A 16,607-nucleotide genomic window follows, 5' to 3' on the forward strand; every position below is an offset into this window, starting at 1 on the left:
CATCGCGAGCAAGCTCGCTCCTACAGGGTTTTGTGCCGATTCCATCGCGGTTAGCGCAGCGCATACTTTGTGACTACGCTTCTGATCGGGAGACCTTTAGGGAGCGGGGGCATGGGTGTGAATTCATTCGTTGTCTGGCAGCGCTTGTGCGCGCCAGTTGTCGTTCTGATGGGGCTCTCGAGCCTGCTTGCAGGCTGCGGCAAAGAGCCGGTCGCACCAGCCCGCCAACCGCCGGATGTCACCGTGATGACCGTCACGGCTCGCGATACCCCGGTCACCTTCGAATTCGTCGCCCAGACCCAGAGCTCTCGTGAAGTCGAGATCCGCGCACGGGTTGCCGGCTTCCTCGACAAACGCCAGTACACCGAGGGGGACCTGGTTAAAACCGGCCAGGTCCTGTTCCAGATGGACCGCAAGCCCTTCGAGGCCGCGCTGGTCTCGGCCCAGGGGCAATTGGCCCAGCAACAGGCGCGCTGGGAAGTCGCCAAGGCAACCCTGGCCCGCGTGCGCCCGTTGGCGGCGCAAAACGCGGTGAGCAAGATGGACCTGGACAATGCCGTGGGCGCCGAGCGCGAAACCAAGGCCGCCGTGCTTGCCGCCGAGGGCGAGGTACGCACTGCACAGTTGAACCTCAGCTACACCACCATTTCCTCGCCACTCAACGGCCTGTCCAGCGACGCGAAAAAACAGGAAGGCAGCTACGTCACCCCCGGCGAATCCGGCTTGCTGACCTCGGTTTCGCAAATGGACCCGATGTACGTCAACTTCAGCCTTTCGGAAAACGAAAACCTCAAGTACCGCGACGAAATCGCCGCCGGACACCTGAAATTTCCGCCACGCAGCGACTTCGTCGTCGAAATCATGCTGGCCGATGGCACCCTGGTGCCGGAGAAAGGCAAGGTCAACTTCCTCGCCCCATCCTACAGCCAGGAAACCGGGACCTTCCTGGTACGCGCCGTGCTCGCCAACCCCAACGGCCTGCTTCGCCCAGGCCAGTTCGTACGTGCGCTGGCCCGTGGAGCGTCGCGCCCGGACGCCATCCTGGTGCCTCAAAAAGCCGTGCTTGAGGGCGCCAAGAGTCATTTTGTCTGGGTGGTCAATGCCGAAGGCAAACCCGAACAGCGGGTAGTCGAGGTGGGCGAATGGCAAGGTGACAACTGGTTTATCAACAAGGGCCTGCGCAGCGGCGAACGCATCGTCGTCGATGGCGCGCTGCGGGTGACACCCGGCGGGCCGCTGAAAATCACCGAGGCCAATGCACCTGCGCCCGCCCCCGCTGAAACCGGTCAAACCATAAAAGCCGGCGCGGCTACGGGCGGGAAAAGCCCATGAGCATTTCTCACTACTGCATCGACCGACCGATCTTCGCCTCGGTCATCTCCATCGTCATCACCCTGGCCGGTGCCGTGGCCATGTTGGCGCTGCCCGTTGCCCAGTACCCGGACATCACGCCGCCGCAAATTACTGTCGCGGCGACCTACCCCGGCGCGGATGCGCAGGTGGTGGCCAATAACGTCGCCGCCCCCATCGAGCAGCAGGTCAATGGCGCGGACAACATGATCTACATGAACTCGTCGAGCTCGGCGACGGGCAACATGACCCTCAACGTGTTCTTCGAGATCGGCACCGACCCGGCGCTGGCCCAGGTGGACGTACAGAACCGGGTCAACCTGGCCCTGCCGCAACTGCCTTCCGCCGTGCAGAGCCAGGGCATCCAGGTCCAGAAGAAATCATCGGCGTTCATGATGGTGCTGGCGGTCTATTCCGCAGGTGACCGTTACGACAGCACTTACGTGGCCAACTACGCCAACCTTTATGTGCTTGATGCGCTCAAGCGCATCCCCGGCGCAAACCAGGCCAGCATCTTCGGCACACCGGACTACGCAATGCGCATCTGGCTCAAGCCAGATCGCATGGCCCAACTGGGCATTACCGCCGCCGATGTGCAAAAGGCCGTCGCCAACCAGAACCAGCAGTTTGCGGTCGGTCGGGTCGGCCAGTCGCCCACCGGCACCGCCGTCGAGCAGTCATTTGCCGTGACCACCAAGGGCCGCCTGACCGAACCGTCCGAATTCGAGAACATTATCCTGCGCGCCAGCAACCAGGGCGGCGCCATCGTGAGGCTCAAGGACGTCGGCCGCGCCGAACTCGGGCAGAAGGACTACTCGCTACGCAGCACGTACCAGGGCAAACCGGCAACGCTGATCGCCGTCTACCAGCAGCCTGGCGCCAACGCCCTTGACGTCTCGGCGGCAGTGACCAAGACCCTCGCCGACATGAAGGCGACCTTTCCCGAAGGCATTGAATACAAGATCGTGATGGACACCACCGCCTTCACCCGTGCCTCGATCTCCGAGGTGATCCACACCTTTTTCGAAGCGCTGGTCTTGGTGGTGATCGTCGTGTTCCTCTTCCTGCAAAGCCTGCGCGCCACATTGATTCCGGTGATTGCGGTGCCGGTATCGATTGTCGGCACCTTCGTCGGCATGCTCGCGCTGGGGTTCTCGGTGAACATGCTGACACTGTTCGGCATGGTGCTGGCCATCGGCATCGTGGTGGATGACGCGATCGTGGTGATCGAGAACGTCGAACGCAACATGCACGTGCACAAGATGACGCCCAAGGATGCGGCCAAGCGGGCCATGGATGAAGTAGCCGGCCCCGTGGTCGCCATCGTGCTGGTGTTGTGCGCCGTGTTTATACCGGTGGCGTTCATGGGCGGCATCACCGGTCAGCTGTATAAACAGTTCGCCATTACCATCGCCATTTCCGTGGTGATTTCGGGGCTGGTCGCCCTCACACTGTCGCCCGCCCTCGCCGCCTTGCTGCTCAAGCCGCAGCACGGCGAGAAAAACGCCTTCTTCCGTTGGTTCGAACGCAGTTTCGAGCGCATGACCGAGGGCTACTCGCGTTCGGTGGCATTCCTGATCAAGCGTTTTGTGCTGGCGTTGTTGCTGTTCGCCGGGATGATCGTGCTGATGGTGCTGATGGCTCAGCGCATCCCCAGCGCCTTCCTGCCGCCGGAAGACCAGGGATATCTCCTGGGCGCAGTAATCATGCCCGACGCCGCCAGCCTGGATCGCACCGGCGCGGTCGGCCAGGTCGCCAGTGACTTCTTCCAGAACGATCCGTCGGTCGAAGGCGTGGCCATCGTCAACGGCTACAGCCTGCTCGATGGCCAGAACAAGAACAACGCCGCGGCGTTTTTCGTCGGGTTCAAGGATTTCGAGGAGCGCTACAAGGACTCGGACACCATTGAACAGCAAAGCGCCCCGGCGGTGATCCAGAAAGCTGCGCGTGCCTTTTCTACCGTGCAGGAAGGCATCATCCTGCCGGTCAACCCGCCGTCCATTCCGGGCCTTGGGACCACCGGCGGCATGGAAGTCTGGGTGCAGAGCAAGGGCGACGGCGGCGTTGATCAGTTGGCGGAAGTAGTCGGCACCCTGATTGCCAAAGCCAAGGACCGGCCGGAACTGGGAGCCATCACCTCGACCTTCAACGTCCATTCCCGGCAATTGATGGTTGACGTCGACCGGGAAAAGGCCGAGTCACTGGGCGTTCCGGTCGAGGACGTGTACAGCGCCATGCAGACCATGTTCGGCTCGCTGTACGTGTCGCAGTTCAATAAGTTCAGCCGTCTGTGGCAGGTGATTTTGCAGGCTGAGCCTTCCTACCGTCTCAAGGCCGAAGACTTGCAGCAGATCTACGTGCGCAACAAGAGCCTGGACATGGTGCCGCTCAAGGCGGTGCTTTCGACACGTTATGTCACCGGGCCCGACCTGTTGACCCGCTTCAACAACTTCCCCGCCGTCAAGCTCACGGCCAACGCAGCGCCGGGCTACAGCACCGGACAGGCCCTGGCGGCACTGGAGGAAATAAGCGCCGAAATCATGACGAACGACTACTCGCTGGCCCTCAGTGGCGAAGCTTTCGAGGAGAAAAAGAGCGGAGGCGCCTCGTCACAGGTGTTCATCTTCGGCCTGGTGATGGTCTTCCTGATCCTGGCGGCGCAATACGAGAAGTGGTCGTTGCCGGTCGGCGTGCTGCTGGCCGTGCCCTTTGCCATCTTCGGCGCATTGCTTGCGGTGCTGATCCGAGGCCTGAGCAACGACGTGTACTTCCAGATCGGCCTGACCATGCTGGTGGCGCTGGCGGCGAAAAACGCCATCCTGATCTTCGAGTTTGCCGTGCTCAACCGAGAGAACGGCATGTCCGCCTACGATGCCGCCATGACCGCTGCGAAGGAGCGCCTGCGCCCTATCGTCATGACTTCGCTGGCATTCATCCTCGGGTGCGTGCCGCTGGCCATTGCGGTCGGCGCTTCGGAAAACAGCCGCCACTCCATCGGCACCGGAGTAATCGGCGGCATGCTCGCGGCGACGGTGATCGCGGTGTTCTTCATCCCGTTGTTCTATTACCTGGTGGAACGCATGTTCGGCAGCAAGGATGCCGAGCAGAAGACCACTGATTCGGGCCCCGTTCCACACGGCGCGCCCCAACACCGCCACGAGGGTGACTGACATGCATAAGCCCTCATTTGCCTTGCTGGTGTGCCTGGGCCTGGTCGGCTGCATGGTCGGTCCCGACTACAAGGCACCCGAGATCGAAACACCGGCGGGCTGGCGCTACGCGGACAAGGAAGCGAAAAACCTGTCCAACACCTTGTGGTGGGAGCAGTTCCAGGACCCGGTGCTCAATGAGCTGATCCGCAGCGCCTTGCTCGAGAACAAGGACATCAAGATCGCCGCCGCCCGCGTCGAGCAATTCCAGGGCCGCTACGGCCAAACCCGTTCGCTGTACTTTCCCCAGGTCGGCCTGGGCGCACAGGGCTCACGCAACCGCGCGCCGCGGGATAACGGCCCGACATCGTTGACTTCAGGGCTCGACCCGATCTACAGCAATTATCAGGCGCTGCTCAGTGTCGACTGGGAGCTGGACATCTGGGGCCGCCTGCGCCGCCTCAACGAATCCGCGCGTGCCGATCTGCTGGCCTCGGAGGAAGGCCGTCGCAGCGTAATCCTGAGTCTGGTGTCGTCGGTCGCGACCAGTTACATCACCCTGCGCGATCTGGATCAGGAACTTGCAATCGCCCGCACCACCGCCAAGGTGCGCGGTGACTCCTTTGAGATTTTCAAGCTGCGTTTTGGCGCCGGGACCATCTCCGAAATGGAGCTGGCGCAAAATCAGTCCGAATATCAGCGAACCCTCGCGTCGGTGGCACAACTCGAACCCCTGGTGGCGCAGCAGGAGAACCTGCTGGCGATACTGCTCGGACGTAACCCGGGCCCCATTCTGCGTGGGCGCGACCTGTCACAACTGACGTTGCCGTCGGTGCCTGCCGGTCTGCCCTCGGACTTGCTGGAGCGTCGTCCCGACCTGCGTCAGGCGGAACTGAACCTGATCTCGGCCAACGCCCAGATCGGCGCAGCCAAGGCCCAGTACTTCCCGACCATTTCCCTGACGGGCCTACTCGGTTCGGTCAGCAACCAATTGTCGAACCTGTTTACCGGCCCCGCCGCCACCTGGTCCTACGGCGTCGCGGCGAACATGCCGATCTTCACCGGGGGCGCCATCGCCGGCCAGGTTCAACAGGCCGAAGCCTTCCAACAGGAAGCGTTGCTGACCTACCAGAAAGCCATTCAATCGGCGTTTGGCGATGTGGAAAACGCTTTGGTGGCGTCGAGTAAATCCCGCGAACAAATGGCTTTCCAGGCCAGTCAGGTCGAGGCGTTGCGTACTTACGCCCATTACGCACGCTTGCGTTATGACAACGGCTACACCAGCTACATCGAAGTGTTGGATGCCGAGCGCAGCCTGTTCGACGCCGAACTCAACTACACGCAGACCCGTGGTTCAGTGTTCACCTCGATGATCAACCTGTACAAGGCCACCGGTGGCGGTTGGGTGACCGAGGCAGAGCAATTGACCGCGGCGGATACGCGGACGACTCAGCCATGAGAGGAGCGACGGCTAATCGAAATCATCGTGCTCCTCGGTGCCCCACCGCTCTGGATACCGCGCGAGATAGCTGCTGACCGCCGCGCCGATGGTGGCAAAGAATGCCGACTCGCCAATTCGAGCAAACAAGCCGAAGCGCTTGAGCTTGTCCTTGACCGGATCTTTCATCCCCGCCACGCACAATTCGATACCGGCAGTGTGCAAGGTTTCGTCCAATTCGGCGAGCATGTCGGCGGACGTCACGTCGACGCTGGTGACCGGTTCAGCCACCACCACCAACCAGCGCACCGGTGTCGGCGAAGTCGCCACGGCATCCAGCACGCGGTCATGGAATAATTCGGCATTGGCGAAAAACAACGGCGCATCCCAGCGAAACAACACCAGCCCGGGCACCCTTTGCGCCTGTGGATAGCGCTGGATGTCGTGATAGCCCTGCACGCCTTCGGCACGTCCCAGGACCGCCGAATACGGACGCCAGCCGTCCCAGAGGAATTCGATCACGGCAATCACGATGGCGATGCCGATGCCCTCGATGGCCCCGAACACGGCCACACCGACCGTACAAACGATCGACAGCCAGAATTCCCAGCGTTGGATGCGATAAATGCGGCGCAGGTCGCTGACTTCGATCAGGCCGATGGCCGAGGCAATCACCACGGCGGCCAGGGCGCTGGTGGGCAGGTCCTTGAGCAGGTTCGGCGCCACCATCAACAACACTGCCACGGCCAGCGCGCCGACCACCCCGGTCAACTGGGTCTTGGCCCCCGCCGCTTCGGCCACCGGGGTACGGGACGAGCTGCTGCTAATGGGGAAACCCTGGAACAAGCCTCCGGCCAGATTGGCCACGCCCAGCCCGACCATCTCCTGATTCGGATCGACCGACGTCCGGGTCCGCGCCGCGTACACCCGCGACAGCACGCTGGTGTCGGCGAACGACACCAGCGCCACGGCGCAACCACCAATCAGCACCGGGACGATATCGTCCCGGGTAATCCACGGAATGGCGAACGCGGGTAAACCCTGGGGCAGCGAACCGAGAACCGCGACACCGTGTGACGCCAGGTCCCACACACCGACGACAATCGTCGCGGCCGCCACGGCGATCAGGATGCCAGGCACACGCTTGTGGTTCTTCAGCATCAGGATCACCACCAGGGTGGCGGCGCCGATCAGGAATGTCGCCCAGTTGGCTCTGCCGCCAAGCACCCCGGAACCAATGGCCCACAGGTTGCGCAACGGCCCGTCGCTCTCTATGGAGAAGCCAAACAACTTGGGCAACTGGCTGATCAGCACAGTCAAGGCTATGCCGTTCATGTAACCGTAGCGAATGGGTTTGGACAGCAACTCGGTGACGAAGCCGAGTTTGGCGAGGCCCGCAAGGATGCACACCGTCCCGGAAACAATGGCCATTGCCGCCGCCAGCGCAATCGCACGCTGCGGGTCGCCGCCGGACAACGGCAGGATCACCGCGAGTATCACCGCTGCCAATGACGAGTCCGGGCCGAGCACCAGAATGCGGCTCGGACCGAACAAGGCATACGCCAACAGCGGCACGATGGTCGCATACAGGCCGTAAATGCCTGGCACACCGGACGCCACCGCGTAGGCAATGCCCACCGGCACCAGCATGGTGGTGAGCACCAGGCCGGCGACAATGTCGTTGGGCAACCACGCCAGTTGATAACGACGTAGCGTCTGCAAGCCCGGCAACCAACGCTGCCAACCGCTTTGTTCCGCCGTGTTGTTACGGGCTATGCGGCCGGGCTCGGCCACGGGCGGCGGCGTATTGGAATCACTCATGTGCCTAGAACTTCTGCGGAATATGCCGGTACGGATAATCCGGGTCTTTGTAGCCACCGGGCTTTTGCCGCTTCGGCAGCTTGACCTTCTCGCGCGGCACTTCCTTGTAGGGAATACGGCTGAGCAGGTCGGCAATGATGTTCAGGCGCGTACGCCGTTTATCATTGGAATTGGCCACGAGCCAGGGCGCGTACTCGGTGTCGGTGGCCTTGAACATTTCGTCGCGCGCCCGGGAATAGTCGTACCAGCGGCTGTAGGACTTGAGGTCCATCGGTGACAGCTTCCAGATTTTGCGGCCGTCCTCGATGCGCCCTTCAAGCCGTCGCGTCTGCTCCTGCGGACTCACATCCAGCCAGTATTTGAGCAGGATCACGCCGGAATCGACGATGGCCCGCTCCACCTGCGGCACGGACTTGAGAAACTTTTCGACCTGCTCTTCGGTGCAAAAACCCATGACCCGCTCGACCCCGGCTCGGTTGTACCAACTGCGGTCGAAGATGACGATTTCACCGGCCGCTGGAAGATGCGGCAGATAGCGCTGTAGATACATCTGGCTCTTTTCCCGGTCGGTGGGCGCGGGCAATGCAAGCACCCGAAACACCCGCGGGCTGACGCGCTCGGTGATGGCCTTGATAGTCCCGCCTTTGCCTGCGCCGTCGCGCCCCTCAAAGATCACACAAATCTTGATGCCTTCCTGCTTCACCCATTCCTGCAACTTGACCAGCTCGACATGCAGGTGACGCAGCTCATCCAGATAGTCCTTGTTTTTCAGCTTTGGGCTGTCGGCTGAATCGGCTTTGGGGGCGCTCTTCTTCTTTGCTTTTGCCATGACCGAGCCTCATGAAATTGACGTAGCGGCTGAGCGTTGAAAACGCCCCGGTTTCATCCTCGAAATCCAGTGTAGATCCAAACAGTTCAGGCGCCATGACGCGGGACATCTTTGCATCACAACCCGGCGCATTGCCGTCCGCCAGCTACAATTTTCCAGCAGTGCACAGCGCCGTCACGGAGCGACCATGTTAGTCAGCCTTTTGATTCTTTTTTCCGCCTCGCTGGTGATCATTGCCCTTTTCCACCGGCTGCACCTGCCGCCGGTGCTGGGCTACCTCTGCGTTGGCCTGATGGTTGGCCCCACGGCCTTCGACTGGGTCAACGACAGTGCGGTGCTGGCGCTGGTCGCGGAGTTGGGGGTGGTGTTCCTGCTGTTCTCCCTGGGCCTGGAGTTTTCCCTGTCGAAAATGATCGAGTTGCGTCGCGTGGTGTTTGGCCTGGGCAGCTTGCAGATCTTGCTCACCGGGGCCGTTGCTGGCGGGTTGCTGATGCTGGCCGGGTTGCCGACGGCGGCTGCACTCATGCTCGGCGCCGGGCTGGCGCTGTCCTCCACGGCGATCGTGGTCAAGGAATTGGGCAGCCTCGGCGAAGTGTTCAGCAGCCATGGGCAAAATGCGATCGGCGTGCTGCTGTTCCAGGACGTCGTGGCGGTGATCCTGTTGACCCTGGTGCCAGTGCTGTCCGGTGCCAGTGACCAGGCCTGGTACTGGGCGCTGCCGATCACGCTGGGCAAGACCCTGTTGCTGTTCGCCGGGCTGTCCCTGGCCAGTCGCTGGGTGTTGCCGCATCTGTTTCATGAAGTGGCGGCCTCGCGCTCTTCCGAACTGTTTGTGCTGCTGGCCCTGGTGATCGTGCTGCTCGCGGCGGGGCTGACCCACCTGATCGGGCTGTCGCCGGCACTGGGCGCCTTCCTCGCGGGCATGTTGCTTGGTGAAAGCCACTATCGGCATCAGATCGAGGCCGACATCCGCCCCTTCAAGGACATCCTGTTGGGGGTATTTTTCGTCAGCATCGGCATGCTGATCGACCTGCGCCTGTTTGCCAGCCATGGCTTGCTGATTCTGGCCCTCACGCTGGGCCTGCTGCTGATCAAGGGTTGCGTGGTCGCGCTGTTGGTCAAGGTGCGCGGGCAGGACACTGAAACTGCCTGGCGTAGCGGCCTGGCACTGGCCCAGGGCGGTGAATTCTGTTTTGCCCTGATGACGCAGATGCAACAGAACGACCTGCTGCCCGCCGAGCTGGGCGGGTTGCTGCTCGCCGCGACGTTTTGTTCGATGCTGCTCACTCCTTCGCTGCTGCGCCTGGCCCCGCGCATTGCGGCCCGCCTGCACCGCAAGCCCAACCACGAGGCGCAACTCGAGGAAATCAGCGCACGCAACGCCCAGGAGAACAGCCATGTGGTGATTTGCGGATACGGTCGAGTGGGTCAGGCCATCGGCCGGTTCCTGCGCAACGCCGGCCAATCCTGTGTCGCCCTCGATACCGATCCCCAAGCGGTGCGAGACGCTGAGGCCACAGGCAACGCCGTGCATTACGGTGACTCGCAACGAGGCGAACTGCTGACTGCGGTCGGCGTAGAACGCGCCAGCCTCCTTGTGATTGCAGTCGACAATACCGACACCGCGCTTAAGATCCTGCAGGCAGCCCGCAGTCTAAACACGAGCGTGCCGATTCTGGTGCGCACCCAGGATGACCAGCGTGCACCCGAGCTCAAGGCGGCCGGGGCCAGCGAAGTGGTGCCCGAATTGATGGAATCCAGCCTGATGCTCGCCTCCCACGCCCTGGTGCTGCTGGGTTTCCCCGAACAACAGGTCCAGGAACGAGTCGAGCACATCCGCCGTGACCGCTATCAGCTGTTGCAGGGGTGTTACACGGGCGAGGCGGATCAGGAGTTTCGTTGAAAGTCGGGTTACCCCAAGGCGCTTATGTTGATTGCAGCAAGGGGACTCAGCAACCTCCGGGATTGTTCTGGAGTCATGCGTCCGCCCGCATCGCGGGATGCTCACGCAGTCGATCAACCACATAACTGACGAAACTGCGCACGCGCATCGAAGCGTTGCGCCTTTCCCGATAGACCACATGCACTGGCGTCGAAGGCGGGTCGTAGGCGTGCAGCACCCTGCGCAATCGCCCCGTGCGCAGATAATCGTACAACGGGTAACTCAGGCATCGAGTGACACCGGCGCCATTGGCGGCGGCATCGATGGCGGCCTGCAACGTGGCACAACTGAGTCGCGTGCGCGCCTTGACGACGATGGACTCCCCCTGATCCTGAAAGGGCCACTGGACGCTGTGCTGATGGGGTTGGGTGGCGATCAGCCGATGTTTGTGCAGGTCCTGGGGAACATCGGGCTCGCCATGGAGCGCCAGGTAGTCGGGGCTTGCGCAGACGATCGAGCGGACATGGCCAACGGGGCGCGCGATCAGTGATGAGTTGGGCAGGTGCCCCACCAGCACCGCCACGTCCACGCCGTCTTCGTACAAGTTGGCCGCGTGATCCTGATACCGCGCGAAAATACCGACCTCGGGATACTGGTCCATGTAACCGGTCAGTACCGGCGTCATCACATAACGGCTGAACAGCAGCGGCAGCAACACATTGAGGTTGCCTTGCGCCTGAACGTGAAGGCCCTTGGCAGATGCCTCGGCCTCATCAACCGCCTTGAGGATGCGCGATGCATCGACCATGAACGCCGCACCGGCGTCGGTCAACGTGATGCCCCGGGTACTTCGCTGCAACAATGTGACACCCAGGCGAGCTTCCAACCGGGCGACCGCGCGCATGACGGTCGGCCCCGACACGTTGAGTCGGCGTGCTGCCGACGCAAGGCTGGGGCGCTCCGAGAGCGCCGTGAACATCAGCATCTCGTGATAGCGGTCCATCACGTCATGCCTTTGGCTGTCGGCAATAGCGCTTCGTCGCGCTTCAGACACTCAACCAGGAAGTCGACAAAGGTGCGCACTTTCGCCGGTATTCGGTTGGTTTTCTGGTACACCACGTGAATGGGCAATGCGGGAGGCTCGAAGTCCTGGAGGACGATGTCCAGCTCACCGGCGCCGACACGGCTGGCGACCTGATAAGACAGCACCCGTGTAAGCCCCCAGCCCTGACAGGCGATATTGATCGCCGCCTGATTGGCCGTGACCACCAGGCGCGGGTTGAAACGAAAGCTCAGGGGGGTGGAGCCGTGGTTGAACACCCAGTCGCTGAGCAGATGACTGGCCGATGACATCACGATATTGGCAGTGCTCAAGTCTTCAGGGTGCTGCGGTCGACCATAACGCTTGAAATAGGCGGGAGCGGCACAGATGACCTGGCGCACTTCCCCCACCTTGACCGCGTGCAGGTTGCTCTCGCGCAGGTGGCCGATGCGGATCGCCACGTCGATGCCTTCGTCTGCCATGTTGACCACTCGGTCGACGAACATCGCATTGAGGTGCACGGAGGGAAACTGATCCAGGTAGTCCGCCATCAGCGGCGCGATGTACAACTCGCCAAACAGGACCGAGGCCGTCACGGTCAGCAGGCCGCAGGGCACCGAATAGCTACCGGCGGCAGCCTCCTCGGCTTCGTCGAGTTCGCCCAGGATACGTCGACAGTCCTCGAGATAACGTTGCCCGGCCTCGGTCAGGTGCAGGCTGCGCGTGGTACGGGACAGCAACTGAGTGCCGATCCGTTCTTCCATTGCCGCAATGGCGCGGGTCACGCTCGGAGGAGAAATGCGCAGCGTGCGGGCTGCGGCAGCGAATCCCTCTTCCTCTGCAACGGCCATAAAAATCTGCATTTCCTGAAAGCGATCCATGGGTTACCCGATTGTGGTTGAGGTCGTTGTCGCACGCGCAGGCAGGGCAATCGCCAGTATTGTCGGTTGCGGCGACTTTCGCACGATGAGGGGATGAATCGGTTGCACTCGAACGGGGTTGGAGCCTGCCGAGACACCCTCCCGGCAGGCCCCACTATCTGTATCAAGCCTGTTGCAGGCCTACAGCGGTACGTTGCATGCCGACAAAGCGCGGCAGCGCCTCAATGCGGGCCAGCCAGGCACGGACGTTCGGGTAATCGTCCAGCGAGACGTTGCCCTCGGGCGCGTGGGCCACATAGGTGTAGACGGCCACGTCGGCGATGGTCGGTGTTTCACCGGCCAGGAATTTACGTTCGCCCAGTTCCTCTTCCATCAACTTGAGCAGGCCGTGGGAGCGATTGATCACGTCTTCGGCGTTGTAGCCTGCGCCGAACACGGTAATCAACCGCGCAGCGGCCGGGCCCGAATTGACCTGGCCTGCGGCCACGGACAACCAGCGCTGGATGTTGGCTTTGGCCAGCGGGTCGTTTGGCAACCAGTGGCCCTTGTCATATTTTTCGGCAAGGTAGACCAGAATGGCGTTCGAGTCCGCCAGCACTACGCCGTTGTCGTCGATCACCGGCACCTGGCCAAAGCGGTTGAGCGCGAGAAACTCCGGAGTCTTGTGCTCGCCCTTCATCAGGTCCACAAATACCAGTTCGGTGGGCACACCCAGCAGGGACAGCGCCAATTCAACGCGGTGAGAGTGACCGGACAACGGATGACGGTAAAGCATGATCGCTTTCTGGGACATGACGTACTCCTTGTTGGCATTCTGAGGGCTCGGCACGGTGATCGTGGCGATGGCGTCATCCTCTACTGCTGGCACAAACAGCGGAATCCCCAGCTTTCGCAATCCAGCATTTCATTTTCTGGAATGATCCAGGCCCTGTAGGAGCGAGCTTGCTCGCGATGCGATGATCCTGACGCACCTGCAGTCGCCTGACACAACGCCTCGCGAGCAAGCTCGCTCCTACAGGGGGCTAGATATCCAGGATCAGGGTTTCGCTGCCCTCTGCCGGGACCGAGCAGCAGATCAGCACTTCATCCGCCGCCAGGCCCAGGTCCGGGGTGTTGAGGTAATGCACCTGGCCGCCGCTCAGTTTGGTTTTGCAGGTGCCGCACGAGCCTCCGCGGCAACTGAAATCCGGGTTGAGGCCACGGGCTTCGGCCAGTTCCAGCAGCGTGCCGGTGCCCGGCTCCCAGCGCGCTTCCTTGCCGGAGGTGGAAAACAGCACTCTCACCGACTCGGTGGCCATGGGCACCTGCGGCGGCGCCGGCACGCTGATTTGCACATCGCGCTTGAGCGTCGACGGTCCAAAGGTTTCCGCGTGGATGCGATCGTCCTGAATACGCAATTTGCGCAGGCCGTCGTACAGCGCCTGGGTAAAACTGCCCGGGCCGCACAGGTAGAAGTCATAGTCATCGAGGGGCAACAAGGCCTTGAGCAGTTCGACATCGATCCTGCCCGCCACGTCATAGTCCTCGCCATCACCGTCGATGGGCGGTTGGCTGACGACCCGCACCACCTCGACCCCGTCCGCGGCCTGCTCCACCAGTGCGTCGATTTCTTCGCGAAACGCCAGGTCACTCACGGTCCGGCTGCTTTGCACCAGCCAGGTCCGGCGCATGCGGCCCATCCGTTTGCCCTGGTAAACGACCTCGCGCAGCATCGACAACAGTGGCGTGATGCCGACACCTGCCGCCAGCAGTACCAATGGCCGGCGTTCTGCAGCCTGGACAGTGAAATGCCCTTGGGGCGCTCGCGCCTCGATCCAGTCGCCGACCTGAACGCGATCATGCAGATGTGAGGAGATCAGGCCATCGCGCTTGACGCTGATGCGCAGGAATTCATCCGAGGAGGCGCTGGACACGCTGTAGGTGCGAATCGAGGGCGCCTGCTGCCCTTCCAGTGCAATGCGGATGGGCAAGTGTTGCCCCGGCGCAAACCCGGGCAAACCCAGACCATCGTTGGATTCCAGGTAGAACGAGCGAATGCTTGGGCTCTCGTCGACGATGTGCGCAACACGCAGGGGCCGCCAGTGGTTGCGCAACGCCTCGGCCTGCAAACGCTCGGCGACCTGCTCCCAACTGCCGGTCATCAGGGAGTTGGGTGACTCCCCCTCGTCCTCCTCCACCCAGCGCAACGGGATCGCGGCCTGACGGTAGACAATGCGTTGCGGCTTGAACCGCCACAGGCGCTCAGCGCCCTGGAAGGCGGCAATCTCGGGATCATCCAGCAGCACTTGCGCTGTACCGCTCATTTGCAGCAGGTCGCCGCTCTGGAAGTCGACGAACAGCAGCCCGGCACGAGGATTGAGCAGGATGTTGCCCAACGTGTTGAAAAAGAGGTTGCCGTTGAAATCCGGAATGGTCAGCGTGCCATCCTCTTCCATTCGTACAAAGCCCGGCTTGCCGCCGCGATGGGAAGCATCGACCTGATTCTGGCCATCACGCTCTACGTAGGTGGCGACGTAAAACGAATCCGCGCCAGTGATCATGCGGCGTACCTGCGGGTCGACTACAGAAACCTCGACCACCGTGTCCTTGACCTCGTCGACAAAGGCATACTGGCGCAGGTTGATGTAACGCGGGCAATTGCCGTACGCCTGGGTGACACCGATCTCGATGCCCTCGCCCAGCTCACGCAAAATGTTGCCGTTCATGCGGTTGCGCCGACGAGTATGCAACTCGATGCCGAGCATGCCGATGGCATCGCCCACCTGCATGCCTTCCTGCGCCGGGTCGTTGGGCTGCGGTTGCAAGTTGATGGTCAGGATGGGGGGTGTCGGGGAATTCATGAAACCCGGCTGGCCTGTGCGGATGGTCGCCCAGACGTCACCCTGTCGGTCCACGGCGCCCAGCACTACGAAAGGCAGTTGCGCGTAGAAATCACGATGTTGATCCGGCATCCACGTACGCGCCAGTTGCCGCTGGCCAACGCCCACCATCATGTCGATGGCGCCGACGGCGCGCTGCAAGGTCAGCTCACCCTCATGCCAGGGGGAAGATGGGGCTTTCGAGACGTCATCCATCGGGGGGCTCCTCGCGCTGGCGTCAGCGGCTTCGATCAGGGCTCTGAGCTACCTATTAAAGCAGGGCTCGTCGTGAGCGCTCATCTTCCGCTTCAAGCATTGCCGGCGGAATGCGCACAGAATGCAATCCACTATTTCACCAGATGAAATGGTGCCAGGCAGAACGGTGGAGCGGCGGCGATACTCAGGCCAGCAGCTCGCTAATCCAACGGACTTGTCGGGCGATGTCCTGCACCTTCTGCTCGGGCACGTTGCGCGCCCGGGAGAAACTGGCCAGGGTTCGCTGCCGCTCGCGCAGAAGACGTTGCCACTTGGCAAGGAACGCCGGGCTGCGCACCTGCATCTGCACCGGGCCGAAGTACAGTTGCTCGGCGCTGTAATGCACCGGCTCGCCGCGTTCGGCCACGATGATTTCGTAATCGAAGCGGTTTTCGCGCAGCACTTCCTCGAACAGGATGCGGTAACCGTTGCTCATCAGCCACTGACGCAAGGGTTGTTCGCCGCCGTTGGGTTGCAGGATGAGGCGCTCGTGGCCGCTCAGGCAGGCCTTGCCGCTGTCGAGGATGTCGCGGATGGTTTCACCGCCCATGCCGCACAGGCTGATGGCGGTGATGGCGTCAGCGGGTTGGATCGCCGCCAGGCCATTGGCCAGGCGCACGCTGATGGCCTGGTCCAGATCGTTTTCGCGCACCGTGCGTTCGGCCGCGCGAAATGGCGTCAAGGCCACCTCGCCGGCCACGGCGGCGGTAATGGCGCCACGGTGCAGCAGCGCCACCGGCAAGTAAGCGTGATCCGAACCGATATCGGCCAGGCGCGCATCGGCAGGCACATGGGCCGCCACCCGTTCAAGGCGCCTGGACAAGGTCTGTTGGTTCAACGGCATCTCTCTTTGCTTATGAATGGCTGGTCCGCTCGGCCAGACCGGCGCGCGATTTTGTCGGGCATCGCTGTGCATTTCAACTGTCATGCTCACCCGCGAAGGCGCGTCTTAATGACTGCACAGGGTCTTTATCACCGCTGATTCTTGCAGTCATAAAGACCTCATGCGCCCTGAAGCCCCCGTATTACGGGCATCTGACATCTGGCCCACATTTTGAATTACCGGGTATGGACGCAAACCCATTCAAGTTCATTCAGGATA

General features: G+C 62.0%; 11 protein-coding genes. 4 read left to right on the plus strand and 7 right to left on the minus strand.

What is annotated here, in order from left to right; translation table 11 throughout:
- Positions 1-246 precede the first annotated feature (246 nt).
- From AB4O36_RS11655 to AB4O36_RS11665, 3 genes are read left to right on the plus strand one after another with little or no spacing between them, the layout of a single operon-like run.
- Positions 247-1,332 (plus strand): efflux RND transporter periplasmic adaptor subunit, encoded by a 1,086-nt coding sequence (locus AB4O36_RS11655; RefSeq protein ID WP_460126703.1) that lies wholly within the window; start codon positions 247-249, stop codon positions 1,330-1,332.
- Complete coding sequence (locus tag AB4O36_RS11660) at positions 1,329-4,520, plus strand: efflux RND transporter permease subunit (RefSeq protein WP_460141817.1); 3,192 nt, start codon at positions 1,329-1,331, stop codon at positions 4,518-4,520. The genes AB4O36_RS11655 and AB4O36_RS11660 overlap by 4 nt, the downstream gene beginning before the upstream one ends.
- Position 4,521: 1 nt before the next feature.
- Complete coding sequence (locus AB4O36_RS11665; RefSeq protein WP_460141818.1) at positions 4,522-5,958, plus strand: efflux transporter outer membrane subunit; 1,437 nt, start codon at positions 4,522-4,524, stop codon at positions 5,956-5,958.
- A gap of 12 nt (positions 5,959-5,970) precedes the next feature.
- On the opposite strand, the gene AB4O36_RS11670 is transcribed toward AB4O36_RS11665, so the two are convergent.
- Together AB4O36_RS11670 and ppk2 are read right to left on the minus strand one after the other, a co-directional pair.
- The gene (locus tag AB4O36_RS11670; RefSeq protein WP_460141819.1) at positions 5,971-7,758 is read right to left on the minus strand and encodes a SulP family inorganic anion transporter; all 1,788 of its coding nucleotides are present in this window, start codon (positions 7,756-7,758) and stop codon (positions 5,971-5,973) included.
- A 4-nt stretch (positions 7,759-7,762) separates the two neighbouring features.
- Positions 7,763-8,587 (minus strand): polyphosphate kinase 2, encoded by an 825-nt coding sequence (gene ppk2 / locus AB4O36_RS11675; RefSeq protein ID WP_460125192.1) that lies wholly within the window; start codon positions 8,585-8,587, stop codon positions 7,763-7,765.
- 187 nt (positions 8,588-8,774) lie between these two features.
- Here ppk2 and AB4O36_RS11680 point away from each other — a divergent pair, with 187 nt between their 5' ends.
- The gene (locus tag AB4O36_RS11680; protein WP_460125195.1) at positions 8,775-10,490 is read left to right on the plus strand and encodes a cation:proton antiporter; all 1,716 of its coding nucleotides are present in this window, start codon (positions 8,775-8,777) and stop codon (positions 10,488-10,490) included.
- 73 nt (positions 10,491-10,563) lie between these two features.
- Here AB4O36_RS11680 and AB4O36_RS11685 read toward each other — a convergent pair whose 3' ends face one another.
- The 5 genes from AB4O36_RS11685 to AB4O36_RS11705 form a co-directional block, all read right to left on the minus strand.
- Positions 10,564-11,472 (minus strand): LysR family transcriptional regulator, encoded by a 909-nt coding sequence (locus AB4O36_RS11685; RefSeq protein ID WP_460141820.1) that lies wholly within the window; start codon positions 11,470-11,472, stop codon positions 10,564-10,566.
- Positions 11,472-12,392, minus strand: coding sequence for a LysR family transcriptional regulator (locus AB4O36_RS11690; RefSeq protein ID WP_460141821.1), 921 nt, complete (start codon positions 12,390-12,392; stop codon positions 11,472-11,474). Before AB4O36_RS11690 ends, AB4O36_RS11685 begins: the two co-directional genes overlap by 1 nt.
- A 163-nt stretch (positions 12,393-12,555) precedes the next feature.
- The gene (locus AB4O36_RS11695; RefSeq protein ID WP_460141822.1) at positions 12,556-13,185 is read right to left on the minus strand and encodes a glutathione S-transferase family protein; all 630 of its coding nucleotides are present in this window, start codon (positions 13,183-13,185) and stop codon (positions 12,556-12,558) included.
- Positions 13,186-13,414: 229 nt separating this feature from the next.
- Entirely contained in the window at positions 13,415-15,466 is a 2,052-nt protein-coding gene (locus AB4O36_RS11700; RefSeq protein WP_460141823.1) for a 2Fe-2S iron-sulfur cluster-binding protein, read from the minus strand.
- Between the two features lie 184 nt (positions 15,467-15,650).
- Positions 15,651-16,343 (minus strand): tRNA (adenine(22)-N(1))-methyltransferase, encoded by a 693-nt coding sequence (locus AB4O36_RS11705; RefSeq protein WP_460142136.1) that lies wholly within the window; start codon positions 16,341-16,343, stop codon positions 15,651-15,653.
- Positions 16,344-16,607 lie beyond the last annotated feature (264 nt).

Source organism: Pseudomonas sp. S2_E01 (assembly GCF_054668365.1).